The organism is Cycloclasticus sp., from assembly GCA_040743155.1.
Classification (GTDB): domain Bacteria; phylum Pseudomonadota; class Gammaproteobacteria; order Methylococcales; family Cycloclasticaceae; genus Cycloclasticus.
The window spans coordinates 1,338,430-1,362,710 of record JBFLJU010000001.1 but is presented as its reverse complement, the minus strand read 5'-3'; the positions used below and the strand labels follow the sequence as shown (position 1 = coordinate 1,362,710).

Below are 24,281 nucleotides of genomic sequence, written 5' to 3'. Positions count from 1 at the left end.
ATTATGAATAAACAGTTATCCGTAGCGCCGATGATGGATTGGACGGATCGGCATTGCCGGTACTTTCACCGTTTACTGTCTCCGCATGCTTTGTTGTACACAGAGATGGTGACCACGGGTGCGTTATTGTACGGCGACAAGCAACGGTTTTTGGAGTTCGATAATGCCGAACAACCGGTAGCACTTCAACTGGGTGGTAGTGATTCTTCTGCGATGGCACAGTGCGCGGAGTTCGCGCAGAAAGCTGGCTACCAAGAGGTGAATATCAATGTGGGCTGCCCGAGTGATCGTGTGCAAAATGGACGTATCGGCGCGTGTTTAATGTCCGAGCCCGACTTGGTTGCGGCATGTGTTAGCGAGATGAAAAACAAGGTTGATATCCCTGTGACAGTTAAAACGCGCATTGGTATAGATGATTTTGATTCGCCTGAGTTTTTATTGCAATTTGTTGAAACAGTTTCTAAAGCAGGCTGTAATACGTTCATTATTCATGCACGTAAAGCAATATTAAAGGGCTTATCACCAAAAGAAAATAGGTCAGTTCCGCCATTAAATTATGATCGGGCGTATCTGGTTAAACGCGAATTTCCGCATTTGTCTGTTGTCGTCAATGGTGGCGTTAATACGGTAGAGGATATTCAACAGCATTGGGCTAAGTTAGACGGTGTGATGATAGGCAGAGAGGCTTACCATAACCCATTTTTCTTGGTAGATATTGAGCATCAATTATGTGCTCAACCGATGAAGGATAGAGTGGATGTATTACACCAATTCATACCTTACGTTGAGCGGCAGTTAAATAGGGGTGTTGGCTTACAAAGTATCACGCGGCATATTCTTGGTTTGTTTGCTGGGCAGCCGGGCGGCAAAATTTGGCGGCGTTATTTGAGTGAGAATGCGCGGTCTAAAAATGCAGGGCCTGATGTTTTGTTAGCGGCACTGAATAAAATGCTTCCTTATCAGCCAAACTTATTGGCTTCAAATAACTAATATAACGGTATACTTGGCAAAATTTTAACGGCCTTTGAATGATGGAAAAACTCTACAAACAAATTATAAAAGATATTGGTGAAGATACTGAGCGACAAGGCTTGGTTGAAACACCGAAACGCGCGGCAAAAGCGATGTCCTTTCTAACCAGTGGGTATCAACAATCGCTTGAGCAGATTGTTAATGGTGCGGTTTTTGATTCTGACGCCGACGATATGGTCATTGTGAAAAACATTGAATTGTATTCAATGTGTGAGCACCATTTGTTGCCATTTATTGGTAAGTGCCATGTGGCATATCTGCCGGCAGGTAAAGTGCTAGGTTTGTCTAAGGTGGCGCGGATTGTTGATATGTTTGCACGTCGCTTGCAAATTCAAGAGCAGCTAACGACTCAAATTGCAGATTCCTTATTAGAAGTAACAGGTGCAAGAGGTGTAGCGGTTGTGGTCGAAGCACAGCATTTGTGCATGATGATGCGTGGTGTTGAAAAACAGAATTCGCAAATGACAACGTCGAGTATGTTAGGGCAATTTCGTAAAAACTCTGAAACTCGGGCAGAATTTTTGAGCTTATTACGGATGGCTCATTAGTTGTGAATGGTATTCTAGAATGAAAAAGACGGCCGTTATACTGATTAATTTGGGAACACCTGAGGCACCTACAGAAGAGGCTGTTAGGGAGTACTTGCGTGAATTCTTGTGGGACCCGCGAGTGGTTCAAATACCGCGCTTGCTTTGGTGGGTCATTCTGAATTTCTTTGTATTGAAAAGCCGTCCTGCGCAATCAGCAAAAGCCTATCAAAAAGTTTGGACCGAAGACGGCTCACCATTAATGGTGTATTCCAAACGCATTCAGCAGGCATTACAGTCAATGTCTGATAAGGAGTCAGAAGGGAAGTATGACGTTAGGTTGGCGATGCGTTACGGCCAGCCCTCAATTTCATCAGTATTAGAAGAGGTTAAAGAGGAAGGCGACGCAGAAAATATTATTGTACTGCCCTTGTATCCTCAATTTGCAACGTCGAGTACTGGAACAGCTTGGTACGCTTTTCGACAAGCTTATCTAAAATGGGAGGGTGCTCCAAGTTGTAGAACGATTACTGATTATCATGATGATGATGGTTATATAGATGCATTGGTAGAGAGTGTTCAACGGCATTGGAGCGAGCACGGCAAAGGCGACTGCTTGCTATTGTCATATCACGGAGTACCCGATAGAACGATTAAACAGGGTGACCCCTATTTGGAACACTGTACGAAAACGACTGAATTGTTGGTTGAAAAGCTGGAGCTAGAGCCACTGGAATGGCGCATGGTTTTCCAATCTCGATTTGGTAAGGCTAAATGGGTTCAACCCTATTGCGTGGAAACATTAGAAGAGTTGGCGCAAGAAGGCATTAAAAATGTAGATATCATTTGCCCCGGTTTTGTGGTCGACTGTTTAGAGACACTTGAAGAAATTGCTATGCAGAATCGTGATGTTTTTATGAAAGCTGGAGGCGAGAATTACCGTTACATTCCCGCATTAAATGATAATGATGCGAATATTCGTGCGCTTTTTTCTTTAGTGGAAGAAGAAAACAAAGGTGACGACTCAATACCGACTTAGGAGATGGTTGAAATGCCAAAGATTTTTGGACCGGGTTCAGATTGTGGTTTTTGTAGAATGATGCGGAGTATGGCGTTTAGTGGTCTTGGGGCAGCTATGGGTGCTGGTGTCGGAAGCTTATTGGGTTTGCAACGGTCAGACGTATGGTTATGTGCCATTGCGGGGGCTTTTGTAATGGTGTTCCTTGTATTAAGAAAATTGGAAAACTCATGAAATATATAGTGTTACTGGCTGTGATATTGCTTGCTAGTGGTTGCTCTGAAGAGCAGCAAAATAAAATTTCTCGCTTGGGCGTTAGTTGGCTTGAAGGTGACTATGAAGTGACCTTTTATGAAGGGCAGCATAAAAAGTCATGGATGGTTTTAGACAGTAAAGTAACGTCTGACCCACAAAAAGGCTACTATTATTTTTGGGTTACAAAAGACGGTAAGAAAAAATACATTCAAGTTCCGATAGCACGCACAGTGATAGAGGAGTTGTAATACTGCAGTATGTGCGAACTGTTAGGGATGAGTGCGAACGTACCAACGGATATTTGCTTTAGTTTTAGTGGACTCATTAAGCGTGGTGGAGAAACAGGTTCGCATAAAGATGGCTGGGGTATTGCGTTTTATGAAGGCAGAGGATATCGGTCTTTTCATGACCCAGTGGCGAGTGCGGATTCCGAAGTTGCAAAATTTATTCAGCAATATTCAATAAAAAGTACTCAGGTTATTTGTCATATTAGAAAAGCTAATAGGGGCCGTGTGTGTCTGGAAAATACGCACCCGTTTTCACGTGAATTATGGGGTCAAATGTGGTCATTTGCTCATAACGGCCAATTGAAAGGCATTAAAAAGAAAGAGCTTCATGGTTATATCCCGGTTGGGACGACAGACAGCGAATATGCCTTTTGTTGGATATTGGGTCAACTTCATGAAGAGTTTCCCATTAAACCGAAGAGCAAGGTAAAACTTAGAAAAGCCATAGAACGTTTGTGCCGCGAACTGGCTACTCATGGCATATTTAATGTACTCATGAGTAATGTGGATAACTTATATACTTTTTGTAACACTAAATTGTCTTGGTTAACTCGGCAAGCGCCTTTTGTTGAAGCTCAACTAGTCGATGCGGATTTGTGTGTCGACTTTAAAAAAGAAACATCAAACACTGATGTGGTTACGGTGATAGCAACAGAGCCATTAACGTCAAATGAACAGTGGACGAAAATGGCGATAGGTGAGTTTAGTGTCTTTCACCTCGGCTTAAAAGAGTTTACAAGTGTTTGTTAGCTAAAAAACATCGCATAGGTGTGGCTAAACTGTTCATTTACTTGGGCAGAAGCAGGTGTAACGATGCCGTAAGGTATATTGATGTTTTCCCATATTTCATCTTCAGGCAGTATTGTTGCGCTTATTGTTTCCTCGGACGTTGTGTCTGCATGGGCTAGCAGATTTGCAAGGTAGATGATATTGGTTTCATCTTGATTGCTAGTCGCCATTTCTGGTTGATGGTGAAAAGACGCTGCACTTTGAATGGACTCTGGTATTTTCCACATCTCTAGCAATGCGCCACCCAGTTCAGCGTGGTTAAAGCCAAAAGTTGATGACTCTGCTTCAATTTCGCTGACCTTATTGGCTTTGACAAGTAAGGCTGCCGCGCGAGCAAGGTCTGGCGCTTTAGTGTATAAAATTAAACGTCCAATATCATGCAGAAGCCCGCTAATAAAAACAGATGATAGTTGGCGTTTTTTAGGGTGGTTATCAGCAAGGAATTTTGCAAAAAGAGCCGTTTTTAGGCTATGAGCCCAGAACTCGCGCATATCTAAAATGGAATTAGGCATGCTTGAGAATTTCTCAACAACGCTAGTGGTCATAACAAGCATGCGGATTTCACGGTTTCCCAAAATAGCAATGGCGTGATCAATCGTTTTAACAGTAGCGGGAAAGCCAAAAAAAGCTGAGTTAACAATTTTCAACATTCTGGCCGCTAACGAAGGGTCCTGCTCGATAATGTTTGCAACATCTTTAGCATTTTTCATGGGGTCATCAAGCGCTTGTGTAATGCGCATGAAAACCTCAGGTGGGGAGCAAAGTTCTATCTCACCTGTTAAAAAATCGTCAAGAGTACAAATATTTGCTGCTGTCCGTGTCATGTTTTACTATCCTAGTAAGTAATTTTTAAAGGTAATAAGCATAGTGAAAGGTGTAAGTTTATCTAAGCCTCATGAAAGTTATATAGGCTAAATGAAAAGGTGAAAGCTACCCTTACTAATAACGGATATTCTAAGGCCTTCTTATTAGGAATATCAAGCTGTTATGAAATTATTGTTGACATTTGGTTAAGAGTGGGCGTAAAGTTCTTGATAGAAAAGAAAAAAATTATTTCCACATGGTTGTTTCCAGGATGAAATAGCGACTATGTAAACTGAACAAGGCCACTGACATGAAGAGCTTGGGACAAAAAAAGCAGCATATCCTCATCATCGAACACGATGAAGAGCGTTTGTCAGCACTCCAGAAGATTCTGTCGTTGGGTGGTTATAGAAATTTCATCTGCGCTTCAAAACAAGACCAAGTGTTTGAGTTGATACGTCCATTTCAAGGGCGAATTGATGAGATCGGCGCGATCCTTCTCAATTATGAATTACCTCAGAGTGACACACTAAAATTTAGTCAAATACTGACAACCTTAGATGGGCATGACGGTATCCCATTGATCTTTTTGACGAATAAAACAACAAAGATTAATGATGCGTTTATGCTTAAGTGCCACGAGGCTAATGCCGCGACGGCTATTCATTATCCAATGGAAGGTGGTGACCTAATACCGGTGATGGACTTAGCGTTTGCGCTTAAAAGTGAACGTGATGACCGAATTGAAAATGAAGAGAAGTTGGTAAGGGAGTTATCAGAGCGGCGGATTATGGAGGCTCGACTTCAATACTTAGTAGCGCATGATGAACTGACGGGCTTGTCAAATCGAAGCGGTTTGGAGAAAACGTTGGATTTTGCTATTTTAAGGTGTAATAACTTTAAGCAACATGGTGCTTTATTGGATATCGACTTGGATCAATTTAAGGTCGTTAATGATGTTGAAGGGCATGAAGTAGGCGATCGGCTGCTGATAGAAGTAGCGGTGCTTATTCGTTCTGCTCTCGATACCCAAGCTTTTATTGCGCGTGTTGGTTCAAATTTATTCCAGGTTTTTATCGGTAAAACAACGAAAGTGAAAGCATTGGAAATGGCTGAAAAAATTAGACTCACCATTGACGAGTTTGATTTTAAGTCCGGTTCTAATATTTATAATATTTCAGCCAGTATTGGTGTCGCCATGCTGGAGCCACTAGAGTCTATTAAACGCCCGAGTGAACTGATGTCTAGAGCGCATCATGCTTGCTATTCAGCTAAAACATTAGGCCGCAACCGGGTTAACTTGTTTGAAAGCGATAATGATGAGCTGATCATCTTAAGGGATGATGCGAAATGGGTGCCTAAAATACGCCATGCGTTGAGTGAAGATTTATTCAAAATGGTCTTTCAGCCGGTTGTTGACGTTTCAAATGGAAAGGTTTCGCATTATGAAACCTTGCTTCGTATGATTGGTGATGATGGTGAGCTATTAAGCCCAATTAAATTTATTCCAGTTGCGGAGCGTATGGGGCTTATCCACCATATTGATCTATGGGTGGTCTCTCACGCGATCGATTACATTGCAGCCTTACCTAAAACGCAGGAAGATATTTGTTTTACGATCAACTTATCAAGCCATGCTCTACAAGGTGATTACTTGTTACCGGTTATTAAGAAAAAACTTGAAACCACATGGATTTCACCTTCTCGTTTAACGTTTGAGATTACAGAAACCGCTGCGGTATCAAATTTTGATAAAACACGTCAGATGGTGTCAAAAATTCGTGCACTAGGCTGCCGTTTTGCGTTAGATGACTTTGGAGCTGGGTTTAGTTCGTTTAACTATATTAAAAACTTTCCAGTTGACTATTTGAAAATAGATGGTCAATTTATCAGTAACTTAGCGGTTGATCATGCAGATCAAGTATTAGTTAAATCGATGATCGAAGTGGGCGCATAGCTTGGGTAAAAAAGCGATTGCAGAATACGTCTCTAATGCTGAAATACTCCGTGTTTTAAAAGAACTGGGTGTTGATTATGTTCAAGGTTATTTGTTGGGCAAGCCCGAAGAAGAGCTGTTGCCAGAGCAGTTTATTTCGTTAGATAAGCTATTAAATAAACCGCTGGATATTGAGAAATTAATCACCCTGTAGAAACCAGTCTATGACATGATGGCGCAAGTGTTTGCGGTGCAAACTGCTTAACTTTGTGAATCTGTTAAATCGACTATGGCTAAGTCCAGAACTAAAGCAACCCCTCCCAGAAAGAAGCCTGTCCGGCGACAAAAAAAACAATCATCAGGTTTTTTTAAACACGTATTTCTAAAGGCGTGTTTGTTATTCGTGATCGTTTTAACCGTATTTGTTTTCTACTTAGATAATGTTGTTCGAGCTCAATTTGAGGGGAAACGTTGGGAATTACCCGCACATGTTTTCGCTAACCCAGTAGAAATCTATCAGGGCTTGCAACTGTCCACTAATAAATTTGAGGCGCTACTCAAAGACCTGCATTATCAACGCTCCTCTAAATTTACCTCTGGGGGGCAGTATTATCGTTCTGGCTCGACATTTACCATTAAGACGCGTGTATTTAATTTCTTTGATGGACAAGAACCCTCAAAAATGGTCAAGATCAACTTTAGTATTAACCGCGTCAGCGCAATTAGGAACGTTAATTCGGGTTTGAATGAAGCACTGCTTCGGCTAGACCCGGTACAAGTAGGAAGTTTTTATCCAAGCCATAAAGAAGACCGAATACTAGTTAAGCTTGACGGTGTTCCGCGTACATTAATTGATGGCTTAATTGCAGTTGAAGACCGTGATTTTTATTATCATTATGGCGTGTCAGTCAAGTCTATTTTGCGTGCACTGTGGGCGAATATCAAAGCAGGCGGCGTTGTACAAGGTGGCAGTACGTTAACTCAACAACTGGTTAAGAACTTTTATTTAACGTCAGAGCGAAGTTTATGGCGAAAAATAAAAGAGGCCTTGATGGCGGTTATCCTCGAGGTTCGTTACGGCAAGGATGAAATTTTAGAGGCGTATATCAACGAAGTGTTTCTGGGTCAAGATGGCGAACGCTCCATCAATGGTTTTGGCATGGCCAGTGTGTTCTATTTTAATAAGCCGTTGATCGAGTTAAAGCCACATCAAGCAGCTTTGTTGGTTGGGTTGGTGAAAGGTCCGTCTTATTATGATCCGAGACGACACCCTGAGCGTGCAGTAAAACGTAGGAATTTAGTGCTCGATGAGATGACTCGTTTCGGTGTGTTACCTGAGCAACAAAGGCGGATTGCAAAGCGATTTAATGCCGATATTTCGCCATTCAAACAAATTAAAAGTTCGCGTTTTCCCGCTTTCTTAGATCTGGTAAAGCGTCAGCTCAGTCGAGATTATAAAGACGAAGACCTCCGTTCTGATGGCTTAAATATTTTCTCAACGCTCGATTATAATATTCAAACGACGGCTGAAAAGCTGTTTAAGCAGAAGCTTGAAGCGTTGAATAAGCAGTACGGCATTGAGAGGGGAAAACTGCAAGGCGCGATGGTGATTACGCGTCGTGAAGGCGGTGAAATTGTTGCTGTTATTGGCGATAGGAATCCTATGTTTAGTGGCTTTAATCGAGCCTTAGACGCGATTAGGCCGATTGGCTCGTTGGTCAAGCCGGCGGTGTATTTAACAGCACTGTCTCAACCATCCAAATACACATTAACCAGTCTTATAGATGATGCGGCAATAAGCTTGAAGCAACGCTCGGGTGAACTTTGGATGCCACAAAATTATGATAAAGTTGAGCATGGCGAGGTGCCACTGCATGAAGCGCTATCGCATTCATACAATTTAGCGACTGTTCGCTTAGGCATGGAGCTTAAAGTGCCGAACGTAAAGCGAACGCTCGAAGAATTAGGTGTTAGGCGTCCAATTAAGCCGTACCCATCGTTATTACTGGGTGCGTTGTCGTTATCGCCTATTGAGGTAACACAAATGTACCAAACGTTGGCGGGTGAAGGGTTTTTTACGCATTTACGCTCTATTCAATCGGTTACCTCTAGTGAGCATTTGGCGTTGCAACGTTACCCCTTAAGTGTGCGGCAGGTGGCAAACCCATCAGCTGTGTATTTAGTTAATACCGCACTACAAGAGGTGATGACCAAAGGCACGGGGCGCTCAGCTTATAGGCAGTTATCGGTTAATTATAAATTGGCGGGTAAAACGGGTACGACTGATGAATTAAGAGATAGCTGGTTTGCTGGGTTCAGTGGTGATTATTTGGCGGTTGTATGGTTAGGTCGTGATGACAATAAACCGTCCAAATTGACAGGGGCTACAGGTGCCTTGCAAGTTTGGTCAAGTGTGATGAGTGCTATTTCCAAGGAAAGTGTGCAGCTGACTAAACCAGATGACGTGGTGTATAACTGGGTCGACCGGCGGGGCTATCGTGCTAATGAATTTTGTACAAATGCTGTACAATATCCATTTATAAAAGGCTCTTCACCCGTTGAATTTTCACCGTGTGTAGGGGCTGTTGGCAGGACATTGGAGCGCACAAGGAGTTGGTTCGAGAGCTTGGGTAATGACAGATAAAAAAATTATAAAATTAATAGCCCTCATCGTGATGACGTTGGCTTTATCGGCGTGTGCAGATTTTTCGATGTACAACCAAGAGCCCGCGCCCATAGGCCGCTCGGGTGAGGCGGCACGCTACCCATCGCAGACACTCCCGCAGCAGGTAAAAACATTCCCCATTGAAGAACTGCCCGCGCACGGTGATGTTGAACTTCCTTACAGCCAAGCCAGTGATAATTCATTGGGATCTCAGAACCCAGCGGTGATTGCTTTACTGGATAGCGCGTATCAACAAAGTGAAACCGGCCAGCTAGATATTGCGGCCTCTAAATTGGAGCGAGCCGTTCGCATAGCGCCGCGAGACCCAGAAGTTTGGCACGCGTTAGCCAACGTTCGGTATCAGCAAAATAAACACGTATTAGCGATCAGCTTAGCGAAGAAATCTAATTTATTATCAGACGGTAATAGAAAGTTACAGCGTAATAATTGGTTGCTGATGGCTGCTTGCTACGATAGTTTAAGTAACGACAGCGCTGCGCTGGAAGCTCGCACTCATGCGGCTAGGTTGTTCTAAGATGACTACGCCAACGAGTGTTTACTCAGTCGATAAATTGATAGAGCAAGCTAGGCAGTTAGCGACAGACTTTAAACGAATGACTGGTAAACCACTGCCGGGTGTTAGTAATGAAATCGCAGAGCACGATGCCTGCAAGCTACTGGGGCTGGAGTTGTGTGATGACCGCTCACAAGGTTTTGATGCCAATCGTGTAACGACGCGAGGGCCAAAGCGGGTACAAATTAAAGCACGTACCATTTTTAACGATAACTATAGAGGGCAACGGCTAGGGCAGCTCAAGCTTGATAAAGAATGGGACTCGGTAGTGCTGGTTTTGATGAACGAAAACTATCAGGCGTTCGATATATTCGAAGCAACGCGTGATGATATTTTTGATAATCTTAACGAGAGTTCTAGCCGGATGAAACGCGGAGCGATGTCAGTTGCACGCTTCCGCAATATTGCTACGCTAGTATGGACAAAAGAAGACGGTTTGGATGTCACGGCGTGGCGTGATTGGACCTCATAAAAAATTAACGCGGATACTTTCTTGTACGACCTTGACAGCATATTTGGCTCAGATGGTGAGCTAGTAAAACACATAAAAGGCTTCCAGCCACGCCAAGGGCAGTTGTCCATGGCGCGTGCTATTGAAACTGCCATTAGTCAACATACGCACCTTGTGGCAGAAGCTGGGACAGGTACGGGGAAAACGTTTGCCTACCTAATTCCTGCGATTTTATCCGGTAAAAAAACCATTATTTCAACAGGTACGCGTAACCTACAAGATCAAATTTTTGAAAAAGATTTCCCGCTGATTCGTAATGTTTTGAATGTCCCTGTTCAAGGAGCAGTGCTGAAAGGGCGATCAAATTATCTGTGTTTATATCGCCTTGATCAGGCGCAAATGCAAACGACTAGTTTTGATAAAGAGTCAGACGCAGAATTAGCGGAGATAGAACGTTGGTCAAACCAAACAATTGACGGCGATATTGCTGAAGTAACATCGGTGGCTGAAGACTCGTTTGTATGGCAGCAGGTGACATCAACAGCCGATAATTGTTTAGGGCAAGAATGCCCAATGATTAGTGAGTGCTTTCCATTGATGGCTAGAAAAAAAGCGCAAGAAGTCGATGTGCTAATTGTTAACCATCACTTGTTGTGTGCGGATTGGTCTTTAAAGGATGACGGTTTTGGCCAATTATTGCCGGAAGCAGAGCTGATTATCATAGATGAAGCACATCAGTTGATTGATACGGCATCACGGTTTTTAGGGGTGTCGGTGAGTGCGCGCCAAATTCTGTCTTTATTAAGCGACGTGAGTTCTGAACAATTAAAGTTAGCCGCGGATATGCCGTCGTTGATCGATTTAACGCACGTCATTAACGAAGATATTCGTGAAATGCGTAAGCTGTTACCCGAACAGTCGATAAAAGGCTCTTGGGATGAGCTGGAACAACTGAAAGACTTTTTACACGCGCTCGACTGTTTGATTGACCGCATTGAACAATTGTTCAAGGTGTTAACGGAGGTTGCTGTACGTTCGAAAGGCTTGGAAGCATGTTGGAAGCGTTGTGAAGATGTCTTGCTGCGTCTAAGGTTGTTCGCAAATCAGGATACAAGCGACTGGATACAATGGTTTGAAACGTTCCACCGGACGTTTACTTTTAACAGGACGCCATTGGATATTTCAAAAGCCTTTGCTAGTTTCGCTTTTACCAGCGATGCAAGCTGGGTGTTCACTTCGGCTACGTTGTCGGTAAACAATAAATTTGATTTTTTTACTCAACGGCTGGGTTTACAGGAAGCTGAAACCGGCCTCTGGGAAAGCCCGTTTGATTTTGTGCATCAGTCCTTAATGTATGTGCCAACAGGCATGCCAGAGCCTCGGGATTATAACTACACCGCAACGATGATTGAAAAAGTCATCCCAGTACTTGAAGCCAGTGAGGGTAGGGCCTTTATTTTATTTACTTCTCATAAGGCACTTCAAGAGGCGGCGAATATTTTATTGGCGGAAACAAATTTTAAATTGCTTGTGCAAGGCGACCTGCCTAAACAACAAATGCTCGAGTCTTTTAGGCGTTCAGAAAGAGCCGTTTTGCTGGGTACCGCCAGTTTTTGGGAAGGTGTTGATGTGCGAGGTGAGGCGCTATCCTGCGTTATTATTGATAAGTTACCCTTTGCCTCTCCAGGAGATCCGGTGACCAAGGCGCGACTTGAATATATGACTGATAATGGCCAGTCACCTTTTTCAGAGTTTCAATTGCCATCGGCTGCGCTAACCTTAAAACAAGGGGCGGGGCGACTCATTCGTGATATTGAAGATAAAGGCGTGCTGGTATTGTGCGACCCTCGGTTATCAAGCAAGGGTTACGGCAAAGTATTTATTCAATCCTTACCGGCGATGCCGATTACGCAAGATATTAATGATGTGAATCGTTTTTTCCGCCGTATTAATAACTCAAAGCTTAATCTTAAAGACCAAGTAAAAAAATCAGCATGAAAATTTTAGCGATTGAAACCGCAACAGAAGCCTGTTCTGCGGCATTATTAGTAGACGGCGACATCATTGATCGTTTTCAAGTCGCCCCACGTCGGCACGGGGATTTAATTCTATCGATGGTCGACGAGTTATTGAACGAAGCGGGCTTTAAATTACAACAAATGGATGCACTTGCTTTTGGTCGTGGCCCCGGATCTTTTACCGGCGTTAGAATGGCAACTGGTGTTATTCAGGGTCTAGCTTTCGCAACGGATTTGCCCGTCGCCCCAGTGTCAAGCTTAGCGGCTCTGGCGCAGCAAGCTCTCCCCTTGACGGAGGGTAAAACAGTTTACGCGGCGCTTGATGCAAGAATGGGAGAGGTGTATTGGTGTGAATATGAGGTTATTAACGCCGCCCTTAAACAAGTATCGGATGAGTCAGTCATCGCGCCATTAAAAATACAGACGCAAGAGGGCAAGGATGCGGTTGGTATTGGCCATGGTTGGGACACTTATGCCAGCGAGTTGACGGCTTTGGTTAATGCGCAAAGCTTAGTTTTGGCAGCAGACGGTTTACCAAGGGCTAGAGAAGTGGCGCAATTAGCGGTCAGCCTTGTCAATGATGGACAAACGGTGCCAGCCGAGCATGCATTGCCCGTGTATTTACGTGATAATGTGGCAAAGAAAAAGGCACAACAATAAAGATGGCTCAATATTTCAATATCCACCCAGATAACCCACAACAGCGATTAATAAAACAAGCGGCTGATATTGTTCGACGAGGTGGTGTGATCGCCTATCCAACAGACTCTTCGTATGCCTTAGCGTGTCATTTAGGGGATAAGCAGGCGATTGATCGTATTCGCCAAATCCGTCGTATTGACGATAAGCATAACTTTACCTTGGTGTGTCGTGATCTAACTGACATTTCAATGTATGCCCAAGTGAATAATGATACTTATCGTTTACTCAAATCGCTAACGCCGGGTGCGTTTACTTTTGTGTTGAAAGCAACTAAAGAAGTACCTCGCCGTCTTCAGCACCCGAAACGAAAAACGGTCGGTATTCGTGTTCCTGATAATTTGGTGGCACAGAAAATTCTTGAAGAACTTGGCGAACCGATGCTGAGTAGCACCTTGATTTTGCCAGGTGAAACGGAAGCGATAGCTGATCCATACGATATAAACGATCAATTGGATCGAGTACTGGATCTCGTGGTTGATGCTGGCGTTATACCGTATGAGCCAACTACAATGATCGTTTGGGATAACGATTTCCCTGAAGTGGTGAGAGAAGGTAAGGGTGAGGCCGACTTTATTACACGAAAGGACGATAACTAATGCCGATGGATGAGTTGACCTTAGCCGGTCGAATTGCTGTTTGGGCGTTACCCGTTATTTTTGCGGTCACGGTTCACGAAGTGGCGCATGGCTGGGTTGCCAATAAGTTAGGCGATAATACAGCGAAAAGCTTAGGTCGATTAACTTTGAACCCCCTTAGTCATATGGACTTGGTTGGAACAGTAATTGTCCCCGCTGTTTTATTGTTTTTAGGTGGTTTTATATTCGGTTGGGCAAAGCCTGTGCCGGTAAATTGGAATAATTTAAGTAATCCAAAACGCGATATGGTTTATGTGGCAATAGCTGGGCCGCTAGCCAACTTAGTGATGGCTATTGCATGGGGCGTTTTAATGAAGATCGGTTTTATCATTGGTAGCGATAATGAGTCTATTTCGATGCCGCTTATTTACATGGGCTATGCGGGAATTTTTATTAACTCGGTATTAATGATGTTGAATTTATTACCGATTTTACCACTCGATGGCGGGCGCGTATTAGCCGGTTTATTACCTCGTAAGGCAAGTTATGAGTTTAGTAAATTAGAAAGATACGGGCTTCCAATCTTAGTCGTTATAATTGCAATGGGTTGGTTATCTAAAATATTAGGCCCGCCCGTTTATTTTTTACAAACCAGTATTTTTAAAATACTTGGTCTTTAGGAGGCAGTGTGAGTTCAGAAGTTCCAGCGCAGTATCGTCGTGTTCTATCGGGCATGAGGCCAACCGGTCGATTGCACTTAGGTCACTATCATGGTGTGCTAAAAAATTGGGTTGAGTTGCAACAAGAATACAAATGTTATTTCTTTGTGGCCGATTGGCATGCGTTAACAACGCATTATGAAGATCCCTCGATCATTGCTGATAGCACATGGGATATGGTGATTGACTGGTTGGCTGCAGGTGTTGACCATGGCTTAGCCGATTTGTTTATTCAGTCGAGTATTCCAGAACACGCTGAACTGCATTTATTGCTTTCTATGATGACGCCTTTAGGCTGGCTAGAACGTGTGCCAAGTTATAAAGATCAACAAGAAAAATTAAAAGAAATGGACTTGGCTACCTATGGGTTTTTAGGCTATCCATTGCTGCAAAGCGCCGATATTTTGATGTACAAAGCAGGTTTAGTACCGGTTGGGGCCGATCAGGTAGCACACGTTGAATTAACACGTGAAGTCGCCAGACGTTTTAATTATTTATATGGTCGTGGGCTGGATTTTGAAGAAAAAGCAGAAGCCGCGATCAAGAAAATGGGCAAAAAAAATGCAAAAATGTTTAATAAGTTGCGTAGTGCTTACCAAGAAACTGGTGATCAAGAAGCCCTTGGTGTGGCGAGAGCTTTATTAGAAGCGCAACAAAATATTACCGTTGGAGATAAAGAGCGCTTGTTCGGTTATTTGGAAGGAAGTGGTCGTGTCATTTTGCCAGAACCTAAAGCGTTGCTCACGAAGGCCTCTAAAATGCCGGGGCTGGACGGACAAAAAATGTCCAAATCCTATAACAATACGATTGCCTTACGTGACGAACCCAGTGATGTTGAGAAAAAAATTCGTACAATGCCGACAGATCCAGCGCGCGTTCGTCGAACAGACCCGGGTGATCCAGCTAAATGCCCTGTATGGCAGTTTCATGAAGTGTATTCTGAAGAAAGTGTTTGCGAGTGGGCTAAGGAAGGCTGCAAAACGGCGGCTATCGGTTGCTTAGATTGCAAACAACCGGTGATAGATGCAGTTCTTCGAGAGCTTAAACCCATGCAAGAAAGAGCGCGCGAATATACAGAACAGCCAGAGCTCGTTCGTTCCATTATTAGCGAAGGGACGGAGAAGGCGCGGGATGTCGCAAAAGAGACACTCGAAGAAGTGAAATCCGCGATGGGTATGAACTATTTGTAATCTAGTGGTAGACAATACTTAAGGAAGCGAAAATGTCAGAATTTAAAAATGTAACAATTGTTAAAAAAGCTAATGTGTATTTTGAGGGTAAGGTTGTTAGCCGAACCGTTAACTTTGAAGATGGCTCAATGAAAACATTAGGCTATATGATGCCGGGTGAGTACGATTTTAATACCGCGGCAGCTGAAGTAATGGAAATATTGGCCGGTCAATTAGATGTGTTATTGCCGGGCTCTGAAGAATGGCTAGCGATTAACGGTGGCGAGTCTTTCGATGTACCTGCTAATTCAAATTTCCAATTAAAGGTTCATAAGGCAACGGACTACTGCTGCTCGTTTGTTGAGTAAAGCGCTTTATTGCTAGGGTTGACATCGAATTGTCATTAACAGTCTATACACTAATGCTTATCTTCAAATGGAAAGTAAGGCATGACTGATTATAAAAAACCTAGACGGACAAAAATTATTGCAACACTAGGGCCAGCAACCGACGACCCTCTCGTTTTAGAAGGTTTGATTAAAGTGGGCGTTGATGTGGTGCGGCTGAATTTCTCTCACGGTGATGCCGAGGAGCAAGTGCAACGTGCTAGAGCAGTTCGGGATATTGCAATAAAATTGGGCCGTCATGTCGGTATTTTGGCCGATTTACAAGGCCCTAAAATCCGTATTGCTCGCTTTAAAAATGACAAAGTAATGTTAGAGGAAGGCGCTAAGTTCACGATTGATGTGGAGTTGGAGGCAATGGCTGGTGATGAAACACAAGTGGGTTGCTCATACAAAGCCTTAGCGAGGGACGTATCTGAAGGTGACCGCTTATTATTGGATGATGGACGGATTGTATTCGATGTTGAGCAGATCGATGGCTCTAAAATACATTGTAAAGTGGCCGTTGCTGGGCTGTTGTCAAATAACAAGGGCATCAATTTACAAGGCGGTGGCTTATCGGCTAATGCGTTAACGGATAAAGACAAACAAGATATCAAGACGGCGGCTGAGATTAACGTGGATTTTGTGGCTGTCTCGTTTCCAAGAAATGCCGAAGATATGCATCAAGCGCGTGCATTGGTGGAAGCGGCGGGGAGTCATGCTCACCTTGTTGCCAAAATCGAGCGAGCGGAGGCGTTAGACGTTCTCGAAGAGATAGTTGATGCGTCTGATGTTGTTATGGTGGCTCGTGGCGACTTAGGTGTGGAAATTGGTGACGCGAACCTGCCACCTGTTCAAAAGAGTCTTATTAGAATGGCGCGTGATAGGAATACGGTGGTCATTACTGCAACGCAAATGATGGAGTCGATGATTCACAATCCAATACCTACGCGTGCAGAAGTGTTCGATGTCGCCAATGCGGTTGCCGATGGCACCGATGCTGTGATGTTGTCGGCTGAAACATCAATCGGAAAATACCCGATAAAAACGGTTGAAGCGATGGGTCGAATTTGTGAAGAGACAGAGCGCCAGCCGAGGACGATTCGCTCAAGGCACCGGGTTGGTAAAGAGTTTGGTAGAATTGACGAGGCCATTGCATTGTCAGCCATGTATGTGGCCAACCATGCAGATATAAAGGCTATCGCGGCATTTACCGAGTCTGGCAGTACGCCGATGAGAATGTCTAGAATTAGTTCTGGAATACCTATTTTTGCCATGGCAGCGGATGAGAATATTTGTCGCCGTGTGACCTTGTATCGCGGTGTTACGCCCATTCTTATTGTTATTCCTCAAGATGGCTTGATGGACGTTAATCAAGCGGCATTGACTAAATTAAAGCAGCTGAAAATAGCTAATCAAGGTGACTTGGTGATTATCACAAAAGGTGAAATGAGCGGCAGTCAGCGAGAAACAAATTCGATGAAAATTTTGCAGGTTGGGTAGCCGCTTTAAGCAGATATTTGCTGTGGTAGACTAAGTGTTTATTGGCCTTTTCTACACTATATAAATGAAAAACATAGCGGATAATGTCGAGCCAATTCAGCAGACTTTGGCCTTGGTTGATGGCAAGCCATTTCAGGAATTACCTGAAGACCTCTATATACCGCCGGATGCCTTAGAGGTTTTTTTAGAAACATTTGAAGGCCCATTAGACTTGTTGCTTTACCTCATTAAGCATCAAAATTTAGATATTCTTGATATCCCGGTGTTAAAAATCACCGAGCAATACATCGAGTATATAGAGTTGATGCAAAACTTGCGTATGGAGCTGGCAGCCGAATACTTAGTGATGGCAGCAATGTTAGCCGAAATAAAGTCTAAGATGCTATTGCCAAAAAAGCCGAGTGATCATGATGAGGAAGAGGACCCACGTTCAGAACTCATCAGACGGCTACAAGAATATGAGCGTTTTAAGCGAGCGGCAGATGATATTGATGCGATGCCTCGTTTATATCGTGATAATTACCTAGCAACAGCGGAACTCATTGTCGATAAAGTGGATAAACCGTTACCTGATGTTGAGTTGAGCGCTATTTTAATCGCCTTTCAAGACGTGCTTAAGCGAGCAGAGAAGTTTAGCCACCACCAAATTCAACGTGAACCGCTGTCGGTTAGAGAGAGAATGTCTAATATATTGCTCGTGTTAGGAGAGGCCAAGGAAGAATTTCTGGCTTTTCACCGTTTCTTTACTCTAGAAGAAGGTAAAAAAGGTGCGGTTGTGACATTCTTGGCTATTTTAGAATTGTGTAAAGAGGGCTTGGTTGAAATAGTACAAGGTGAACCTTTATCTGAGGTGTGGGTGAAGCCAGTCGTTGAATAACGAGTAATAATTATGGAACTAAAAGATATTATTGAGGCATCGCTGTTTGCAGCGAATGAGCCGTTATCAATAGCAGAGATGCAAGGTTTGTTTCTACTTGAGGATAGACCTGACAAACACGCGGTACGCGAGGCAATTAAGCAGTTACAAGAACGGTATTCAACTCAATCTATCGAACTTGTTGAAACAGCCAGTGGTTACCGTTTTCAGGTTAAATCAATTTATTCACCTTGGGTGGCAAGATTGTGGGAAGAAAAACCTGTAAAATACAGCCGTGCACTGCTCGAAACGCTGGCTATTATTGCTTATCAGCAACCCACAACTCGAGGTGAAGTAGAAGAGATCCGTGGTGTTGCAGTCAGTACCAATATTATTAGAACGCTACAAGAACGAACGTGGGTTCGAGTGATTGGTCATAAAGAAGTGCCCGGCAGGCCTGCTTTGTATGCAACAACTAAAGAATTTTTAGATTATTTTAATTTGCAAACACTGTCAGACCTTCCGCCATTAGCAAGTTTGCTAGATATTGATTTGTTGCCGAGCAGTGATGTGCAACTTAACCTGGGTGACGATACCCCAACAGATAGAGATACCATTCAAAATGAAAAAGAACATTCCTCAAAAAAACTCCCCGAGAATTTCCAATAAAACTAAGCGTCAGCAACCAGAGCGAATTCAGAAGTTATTAGCGCAAGCTGGTGTCGGTTCGCGCCGGCAAGTTGAAAAATGGATTTCAGACGGCACTATCCATGTGAATGGCGTGCTTGCAAAACTAGGTGATAAAATTACCACGCGCGACATTGTGAAGCTAAGAGGGCGACCGGTTAAATTGGCAGGTAAGCTTGACGTTCAAACTCAAGTATTGATTTACCATAAACCGGCGGGTGAAATTGTCAGTAAGAAAGACCCTGAGGGTCGCCCTAGCGTATTTAAGCGCCTACCAAGGCTAAAGGTCGGTCGATGGATTGCAGTGGGTAGGCTTGATTTAAACACACAAGGTTTACTGATCTTTACCAACGATGGTGATTTGGCGAATAAGCTGATGCACCCGTCTCAACAAATTGATCGAGAATACGCAGTTCGAGTGATGGGTGTGGTGACGCACGATATGATGGATCGCTTAGTCAATGGCGTTGAGCTGGAAGATGGCAAGGCGCGTTTTGAAGATATCCAAGAGTCGGGTGGAGAAGGCATCAATCGCTGGTATCACGTTGTTGTAGCGGAAGGGCGAAACCGTGTTGTGAGGAGGCTATGGGAGTCACAGGATTGCAAAGTTAGCCGTTTGATTAGGGTACGTTACGGCAGTGTCTTTTTGCCACCAGGTTTGCCGGCGGGACAACATCAGTTTTTAGATAAAAAAGAAGTTGAAGTGCTTAAAATGTTAACGACTGACTAAGTGGAACTAGCTAGATAGTTATTTTATGTAAATAAATGAAGAAAACTTGATGCTCTGTTCTTGATTGATGGAACGCAATGATGGACAATCCTCATCCTGATTTATATCAACGAACAATGGTGACTCATGTCGGTCCCCTCGCAACGTGAAGTCGTGAACTCCGCCAGGCCCGGAAGGGAGCAACGGCAGCGACGGAATCGTGTGCCGGGGTGTGGCTGGCATGAGTTACCACCCATTCTTTTAGTTTCTCTAACCTTCCAAAAATTCGTACAAACACGCAGCGCTTTGTTACCCTATTCAGCTTATGAGTTATAAAGTTTTTGCACGAAAATGGCGTCCTTTGAATTTTGCCCAAGTTGTTGGGCAAGAGCACGTTGTACGTGCATTAGTTAATGGGCTTAAAAATGACCGTTTGCATCATGCTTACTTATTTACCGGTACACGGGGAGTAGGAAAGACAACGATTGCCCGAGTATTGGCTAAAGCGCTTAATTGCCCGAATGTTATCGATGCAGAGCCTTGTGGACAATGTGATACTTGTTTAGATGTAGATCAGGGTTGCTATCCTGATCTAATCGAAGTGGATGCGGCATCTAGAACCGGTGTTGATGATACGAGAGACTTGCTTGAGAACGTTCAGTATTCACCGAGTCGCGGTAAGTACAAAGTGTATTTAATTGACGAAGTTCATATGTTTTCCAAGAGCAGCTTTAACGCGTTGCTTAAAACGTTAGAAGAGCCGCCTGCCCACGTTAAATTCCTATTAGCCACGACAGATCCGCAGAAGATGCCGGTAACGGTGTTGTCGCGCTGTCTGCAATTCAATCTCAAACGCTTATTGCCTGAGCAAATCGAAGGGCAATTTAAGCTGATTCTGGAAAGCGAGGGCATTGACTATCAGCCTCAAGCCACTGAGTTATTAGCGCGTGCAGCAGATGGTAGTATGCGAGATGGTTTGAGTTTGTTAGATCAGGCTATTGTGCACGGCAATGGTGGGCTTAACGAAGCTGAAGTGATTGATATGCTGGGCAGTGTTGCTCGGGAGCCGATGCTTGAGCTGCTAAATGCATTGTTAACGAAGCAAGGTTCTGCAGTGTTAGACAGTATTCAAACACTAGATGAGTTCGCACCAGATTACGCTGAGGTATTGCAATCGTTACTGAGCTATTTGCACCAAATTGCAGTGTGCCAAATAGTAGGTAGTGAGGCGGGAGATGAGTCATTAAATGCATTAGCGGAAGAACTGACTAAAGAAGACGTACAGCTGTACTATCAAATTGCGTTGATGGGGCAAAAAGATCTACCGTTAGCACCTACGCCTAAAGTTGGTTTTGAAATGGTTTTATTGCGTATGTTAGCCTTCGCGCCAGCTCAATTGGGTACTTCCGTTGATGAACCAGTAAGCCAGTTACAGGGCCAACAACCCCCAGCGGTGATTCAGTCAGCGGGTGAACCAGCTCAGATAAAGCAACCAAGCGTTCAACAAAGTCAGGGTGAGAGTCCGAAAAAAAAAGCCCCCAGACTGGTTGTTCCTGAAAAAAAAACACTTGAAAATATAGCGCCTGCAAAAGTATCGCAAAAAGAACCGCTAAATAAGCCCAAAGTAACGCCGGCAGCAGCGCTTTTTGTTAGCCCAAACGAATCGAAGGCTAAAGACGGTCTGCCGTGGCATGAGCTGGTTCCGGTTTTAGGCTTAGACCCCATAACTCTCCAGCTTGCCAATAATGCGACGTTTGTCGCCTTGCGTGAACATGAGTGTGAGTTATTGCTGGTGGGGGGGCACGTGTCGTTAAATAAGAGGTCAGAGCAGAACTTAGAACAAGCACTGTCAGGCTACTATGGCCGTAAATTAGCGCTTAAGTTAACGCAAGGTTCAAAAGACATCGTGACGCCGAACAGCATTGCCAACGGGAAAGTGGCCGATAGGCAACGTCTGGCAGAACAAGAAGTGATGAACAGCCCAGCAGTAAAGAAGATCATTGAGTTGTTTGACGCTAACATTATAGACGGCTCAATTAAGCCAATAGATTAACCAGAATACAGTACGGAGAAATGATGAAGAACCAATTAGGTGATTTAATGCAACAAGCGCAAAAAATGCAGGAAAAGATGCAAGAGGCGCAGCAAAAACTTGCAGAACTTGAAGTAACAGGTGAGTCCGGCGCTGGTCTCGTTAAAATTGTTCTGACGGGCAAGCATGAAGCTCGAAAGCTGACGATTGACCCAAGTCTCATCGAAGATAATGACCAAGAAATGCTAGAAGACCTAATTGTGTCGGCGATTAATGATGCCGTTCGTAAGGTTGAAGTGGAAAACAAAGAGAGTATGGCCGGTATGACAGCAGGTATTCCATTACCCCCTGGTTTTAAATTACCGTTCTAATATGCTGTCAGAACCCGTTCTACAGGACCTTATGCAGGCACTGCGTTGCTTGCCTGGCGTAGGTCAAAAATCGGCTCAGCGGATGGCGTTTCACCTGTTAGAACGTGATCGTCAAGGGGCGTTTAAGTTAGCGCAAAGCTTGGCTGAAGCGGTCGAGAAGATAGGCCATTGTACGGCTTGCCAAACACTGACTTCATCCGAAATTTGTGGCTTATGTTCGGACGATCGTCGTGACCAAGAATTATTGTGTATTGTAGAAACGCCGGCTGATGTCATGGCGGTAGAAGGGGCGACATCGTTTAAAGGCTTGTACTTCGTACTCAATGGTCGTTTGTCACCGTTAGATGGTTTGGGGCCGGCTGAAATTGGCTTAGATAAACTAGTCGACAGATTCAAGTTAGGTGCGATCAAAGAAATTATTTTAGCCACCAATCCAACCGTTGAAGGTGAGGCGACAGCTCACTACATCAGTGAAATGGCTAAGAAACACCATATCAAAGCAACACGGATTGCGCACGGCGTGCCATTTGGCGGCGAACTAGAATATATTGACAGTGGCACACTATCGCATGCGTTTAGTGGCCGTAGTGAAGTGTAAAGGAGGCGAGAATGAGTGATTGTTTATTTTGTAAAATGGCGAACGGTGAGATTACGCCAGATATTGTCTATGAAACGGATTCTATTTTAGCGTTTAGGGATATTAATCCACGGGCACCGACCCATGTTTTAGTGATTCCTAAAAAACATATTCCAACGTTGGCAGATATGGCCGAGGAAGATACGCTGCTAATCGGTGAGATCGTACAAGCCGCTAAAAAAGTAGCGGAAATGGAAGGGCTAGCAGATTCTGGGTATCGAACGGTTTTTAACTGCAAACAGGATGCAGGGCAGGAGGTTTATCATATCCACTTGCATTTATTAGGTGGTCGAGCAATGCAGTGGCCACCGGGCTAATACGATAATTTATCTCTTAATTTTAAATAGCGTAAATAACGCTGTTTTGAAACTTCACCGCTTTCAACACCGTCTTTAACCGCGCATTTTGGTTCTTTTAAATGCATGCAATTTGAATACTTACACTGGTCGGCCAGTTGCTTAATTTCACGGTAGCCATAGGCCAAATTCTGTTCGGTAATGTGAGCTAAGCCAAAAATATTGACACCCGGGCTGTCAATAATGTCACCACCTTCAGGTAATTTATACAGGTTTGTTGAAGTGGTCGTGTGCTTGCCTAAACCTGATGCGGTGGATAGCGTTTTTGTTTGCAATTCCAAGTCGGGTAATAAAGCGTTAGTAATCGTCGATTTGCCCACACCAGACTGTCCCACTAAAATACTGGTTTCATTTCTCAAGCGTTCCCTTAAGGTGTCTAACCCCGTTTTGCTAATGGCACTGATCTCAATGACTTCATAACCTAGATTTCTATACACTAAGACTAAGTCATCGATATATTCTTTGGATTTTTCATCAAGAAGGTCAGTCTTATTCAATACAATGAGCGGCCTTATTTCTTGAAGTTCACAAACGATGAGGTATTGGTCGAGTAGTAGCGGATCTATCGTGGGTTTAACGGCTAGAATAGCAACGATTTGATCTAGATTAGCTGCAACAGGTCGTGTGTTACCATTTTTGGCAGGCCTAGACAGCAAAGACCTACGTTCTAGGATCTTTTCCACGCGTCCAGCGCCGTCTTCTGTTTTTATCCACTCAACATAATCTCCAACGGCAGGCTGTTCGAGTTGTGTGCGTTTTTTACAAAGAGCGGTTTGCCCCTCGTTATCCTCCACCAGTAAGGCTTTGCCCAAGTGGGCTATGATCCTACCTTTTAGAAGTGACGCGCTATCTTGTTTAGTGTGGCTTAACTGTCTATTTTTGCTCATATACCATTAGCCTAATTAGAACGGATATTATTTGATAGCATTATTTATTGTATTCAGTTTTAAAGTGATAAAAGTCTTGGTTTAAATAGGCAACAACATCTGCAATATCTTCATCGAACCACTGCGTGCCTAGTGAAAAGTCGCAACGTTTTACTCGGCTTTCAAGTGTCGCTAGGTCGCGAACCTTGTGATTTTTAGCGGTGTACTTAGTTGTAGTGTGACAGGTTAAGCAATACTCTGTATGCAGAGCTTTTCCGTTATTAATGTCGACCGCGTGGCTGTTAAAAGACAGTAATATCAAATAGCTGATAATGATGCTTTGTTTTATTGTCATGT

The 24,281-nt window shown here is 43.7% G+C and carries 28 protein-coding genes and 1 other RNA gene; 26 read left to right on the top strand and 3 right to left on the bottom strand.

Features of this window, described 5'->3' with window-relative positions:
- The first annotated feature begins 3 nt into the window (after nucleotides 1-3).
- The 6 genes from dusA to AB1Y31_06510 are packed head-to-tail and all read left to right on the top strand — an operon-like array spanning nucleotide 4 to nucleotide 3,869.
- Nucleotides 4-990 carry a tRNA dihydrouridine(20/20a) synthase DusA gene (gene dusA, locus AB1Y31_06535; protein MEW4982822.1) on the top strand — a complete coding sequence of 329 codons (987 nt, stop codon included), beginning with the start codon at nucleotides 4-6 and terminating at the stop codon, nucleotides 988-990.
- 41 nt (nucleotides 991-1,031) lie between these two features.
- On the top strand, nucleotides 1,032-1,580 hold the full coding sequence (gene folE / locus AB1Y31_06530; protein ID MEW4982821.1) for a GTP cyclohydrolase I FolE: 549 nt from the start codon (nucleotides 1,032-1,034) through the stop codon (nucleotides 1,578-1,580).
- A 19-nt stretch (nucleotides 1,581-1,599) separates the two neighbouring features.
- Entirely contained in the window at nucleotides 1,600-2,598 is a 999-nt protein-coding gene (hemH, locus tag AB1Y31_06525) for a ferrochelatase (GenBank protein ID MEW4982820.1), read from the top strand.
- A 12-nt stretch (nucleotides 2,599-2,610) separates the two neighbouring features.
- Entirely contained in the window at nucleotides 2,611-2,811 is a 201-nt protein-coding gene (locus tag AB1Y31_06520; protein MEW4982819.1) for a hypothetical protein, read from the top strand.
- Complete coding sequence (locus AB1Y31_06515) at nucleotides 2,808-3,080, top strand: hypothetical protein (protein ID MEW4982818.1); 273 nt, start codon at nucleotides 2,808-2,810, stop codon at nucleotides 3,078-3,080. The genes AB1Y31_06520 and AB1Y31_06515 overlap by 4 nt, the downstream gene beginning before the upstream one ends.
- 27 nt (nucleotides 3,081-3,107) lie before the next feature.
- Nucleotides 3,108-3,869 carry a class II glutamine amidotransferase gene (locus AB1Y31_06510; GenBank protein MEW4982817.1) on the top strand — a complete coding sequence of 254 codons (762 nt, stop codon included), beginning with the start codon at nucleotides 3,108-3,110 and terminating at the stop codon, nucleotides 3,867-3,869.
- Here AB1Y31_06510 and AB1Y31_06505 read toward each other — a convergent pair.
- Nucleotides 3,866-4,732 carry an HDOD domain-containing protein gene (locus AB1Y31_06505; protein MEW4982816.1) on the bottom strand — a complete coding sequence of 289 codons (867 nt, stop codon included), beginning with the start codon at nucleotides 4,730-4,732 and terminating at the stop codon, nucleotides 3,866-3,868. The genes AB1Y31_06510 and AB1Y31_06505 overlap by 4 nt on opposite strands.
- A gap of 290 nt (nucleotides 4,733-5,022) precedes the next feature.
- Here AB1Y31_06505 and AB1Y31_06500 point away from each other — a divergent pair, with 290 nt between their 5' ends.
- From AB1Y31_06500 to AB1Y31_06405, 20 genes are all read left to right on the top strand, one after another.
- Nucleotides 5,023-6,669 carry an EAL domain-containing protein gene (locus tag AB1Y31_06500; protein MEW4982815.1) on the top strand — a complete coding sequence of 549 codons (1,647 nt, stop codon included), beginning with the start codon at nucleotides 5,023-5,025 and terminating at the stop codon, nucleotides 6,667-6,669.
- 1 nt (nucleotide 6,670) lies between these two features.
- A complete protein-coding gene (locus AB1Y31_06495) occupies nucleotides 6,671-6,862 on the top strand; it encodes an EAL domain-containing protein (GenBank protein MEW4982814.1) in 192 nt (63 codons plus the stop codon).
- Nucleotides 6,863-6,937: 75 nt separating this feature from the next.
- A complete protein-coding gene (mrcB, locus tag AB1Y31_06490) occupies nucleotides 6,938-9,292 on the top strand; it encodes a penicillin-binding protein 1B (GenBank protein ID MEW4982813.1) in 2,355 nt (784 codons plus the stop codon).
- A complete protein-coding gene (locus tag AB1Y31_06485; protein ID MEW4982812.1) occupies nucleotides 9,282-9,848 on the top strand; it encodes a hypothetical protein in 567 nt (188 codons plus the stop codon). Before mrcB ends, AB1Y31_06485 begins: the two co-directional genes overlap by 11 nt.
- Before the next feature lies 1 nt (nucleotide 9,849).
- Nucleotides 9,850-10,359, top strand: coding sequence for a hypothetical protein (locus AB1Y31_06480; GenBank protein MEW4982811.1), 510 nt, complete (start codon nucleotides 9,850-9,852; stop codon nucleotides 10,357-10,359).
- Between the two features lie 21 nt (nucleotides 10,360-10,380).
- Nucleotides 10,381-12,336 (top strand): ATP-dependent DNA helicase, encoded by a 1,956-nt coding sequence (locus AB1Y31_06475; GenBank protein ID MEW4982810.1) that lies wholly within the window; start codon nucleotides 10,381-10,383, stop codon nucleotides 12,334-12,336.
- Entirely contained in the window at nucleotides 12,333-13,016 is a 684-nt protein-coding gene (tsaB, locus tag AB1Y31_06470) for a tRNA (adenosine(37)-N6)-threonylcarbamoyltransferase complex dimerization subunit type 1 TsaB (protein ID MEW4982809.1), read from the top strand. The genes AB1Y31_06475 and tsaB overlap by 4 nt, the downstream gene beginning before the upstream one ends.
- 2 nt (nucleotides 13,017-13,018) lie before the next feature.
- Entirely contained in the window at nucleotides 13,019-13,654 is a 636-nt protein-coding gene (locus AB1Y31_06465; GenBank protein ID MEW4982808.1) for an L-threonylcarbamoyladenylate synthase, read from the top strand.
- Entirely contained in the window at nucleotides 13,654-14,313 is a 660-nt protein-coding gene (locus tag AB1Y31_06460; protein ID MEW4982807.1) for a site-2 protease family protein, read from the top strand. The genes AB1Y31_06465 and AB1Y31_06460 overlap by 1 nt, the downstream gene beginning before the upstream one ends.
- Before the next feature lie 8 nt (nucleotides 14,314-14,321).
- Complete coding sequence (locus AB1Y31_06455) at nucleotides 14,322-15,542, top strand: tryptophan--tRNA ligase (GenBank protein MEW4982806.1); 1,221 nt, start codon at nucleotides 14,322-14,324, stop codon at nucleotides 15,540-15,542.
- 32 nt (nucleotides 15,543-15,574) lie between these two features.
- Entirely contained in the window at nucleotides 15,575-15,889 is a 315-nt protein-coding gene (locus AB1Y31_06450; protein MEW4982805.1) for a pyrimidine/purine nucleoside phosphorylase, read from the top strand.
- 81 nt (nucleotides 15,890-15,970) lie between these two features.
- A complete protein-coding gene (gene pyk / locus AB1Y31_06445; protein ID MEW4982804.1) occupies nucleotides 15,971-17,410 on the top strand; it encodes a pyruvate kinase in 1,440 nt (479 codons plus the stop codon).
- A 64-nt stretch (nucleotides 17,411-17,474) separates the two neighbouring features.
- Nucleotides 17,475-18,287, top strand: coding sequence for a ScpA family protein (locus tag AB1Y31_06440; protein MEW4982803.1), 813 nt, complete (start codon nucleotides 17,475-17,477; stop codon nucleotides 18,285-18,287).
- A gap of 12 nt (nucleotides 18,288-18,299) precedes the next feature.
- Nucleotides 18,300-18,935: an SMC-Scp complex subunit ScpB gene (gene scpB / locus AB1Y31_06435; protein ID MEW4982802.1), complete on the top strand. Its 636-nt coding sequence runs from the start codon at nucleotides 18,300-18,302 to the stop codon at nucleotides 18,933-18,935.
- Nucleotides 18,889-19,683: a 23S rRNA pseudouridine(2605) synthase RluB gene (gene rluB / locus AB1Y31_06430; GenBank protein MEW4982801.1), complete on the top strand. Its 795-nt coding sequence runs from the start codon at nucleotides 18,889-18,891 to the stop codon at nucleotides 19,681-19,683. The genes scpB and rluB overlap by 47 nt, the downstream gene beginning before the upstream one ends.
- A 127-nt stretch (nucleotides 19,684-19,810) precedes the next feature.
- Nucleotides 19,811-19,907, top strand: an RNA gene (ffs, locus tag AB1Y31_06425) — signal recognition particle sRNA small type.
- Between the two features lie 80 nt (nucleotides 19,908-19,987).
- Nucleotides 19,988-21,715, top strand: a complete 1,728-nt coding sequence (dnaX, locus tag AB1Y31_06420; GenBank protein ID MEW4982800.1) for a DNA polymerase III subunit gamma/tau — start codon at nucleotides 19,988-19,990, stop codon at nucleotides 21,713-21,715.
- 20 nt (nucleotides 21,716-21,735) lie between these two features.
- Entirely contained in the window at nucleotides 21,736-22,065 is a 330-nt protein-coding gene (locus AB1Y31_06415) for a YbaB/EbfC family nucleoid-associated protein (GenBank protein MEW4982799.1), read from the top strand.
- A gap of 1 nt (nucleotide 22,066) precedes the next feature.
- The gene (gene recR / locus AB1Y31_06410) at nucleotides 22,067-22,663 is read left to right on the top strand and encodes a recombination mediator RecR (GenBank protein ID MEW4982798.1); all 597 of its coding nucleotides are present in this window, start codon (nucleotides 22,067-22,069) and stop codon (nucleotides 22,661-22,663) included.
- 11 nt (nucleotides 22,664-22,674) lie between these two features.
- Nucleotides 22,675-23,019, top strand: coding sequence for a histidine triad nucleotide-binding protein (locus AB1Y31_06405; GenBank protein MEW4982797.1), 345 nt, complete (start codon nucleotides 22,675-22,677; stop codon nucleotides 23,017-23,019).
- Here the strand turns inward: AB1Y31_06405 and rsgA are convergent.
- Complete coding sequence (gene rsgA, locus AB1Y31_06400) at nucleotides 23,016-23,945, bottom strand: ribosome small subunit-dependent GTPase A (GenBank protein MEW4982796.1); 930 nt, start codon at nucleotides 23,943-23,945, stop codon at nucleotides 23,016-23,018. The two genes, AB1Y31_06405 and rsgA, sit on opposite strands and share 4 nt — an antisense overlap.
- A gap of 40 nt (nucleotides 23,946-23,985) precedes the next feature.
- The gene (locus AB1Y31_06395) at nucleotides 23,986-24,279 is read right to left on the bottom strand and encodes a hypothetical protein (protein ID MEW4982795.1); all 294 of its coding nucleotides are present in this window, start codon (nucleotides 24,277-24,279) and stop codon (nucleotides 23,986-23,988) included.
- Nucleotides 24,280-24,281 lie beyond the last annotated feature (2 nt).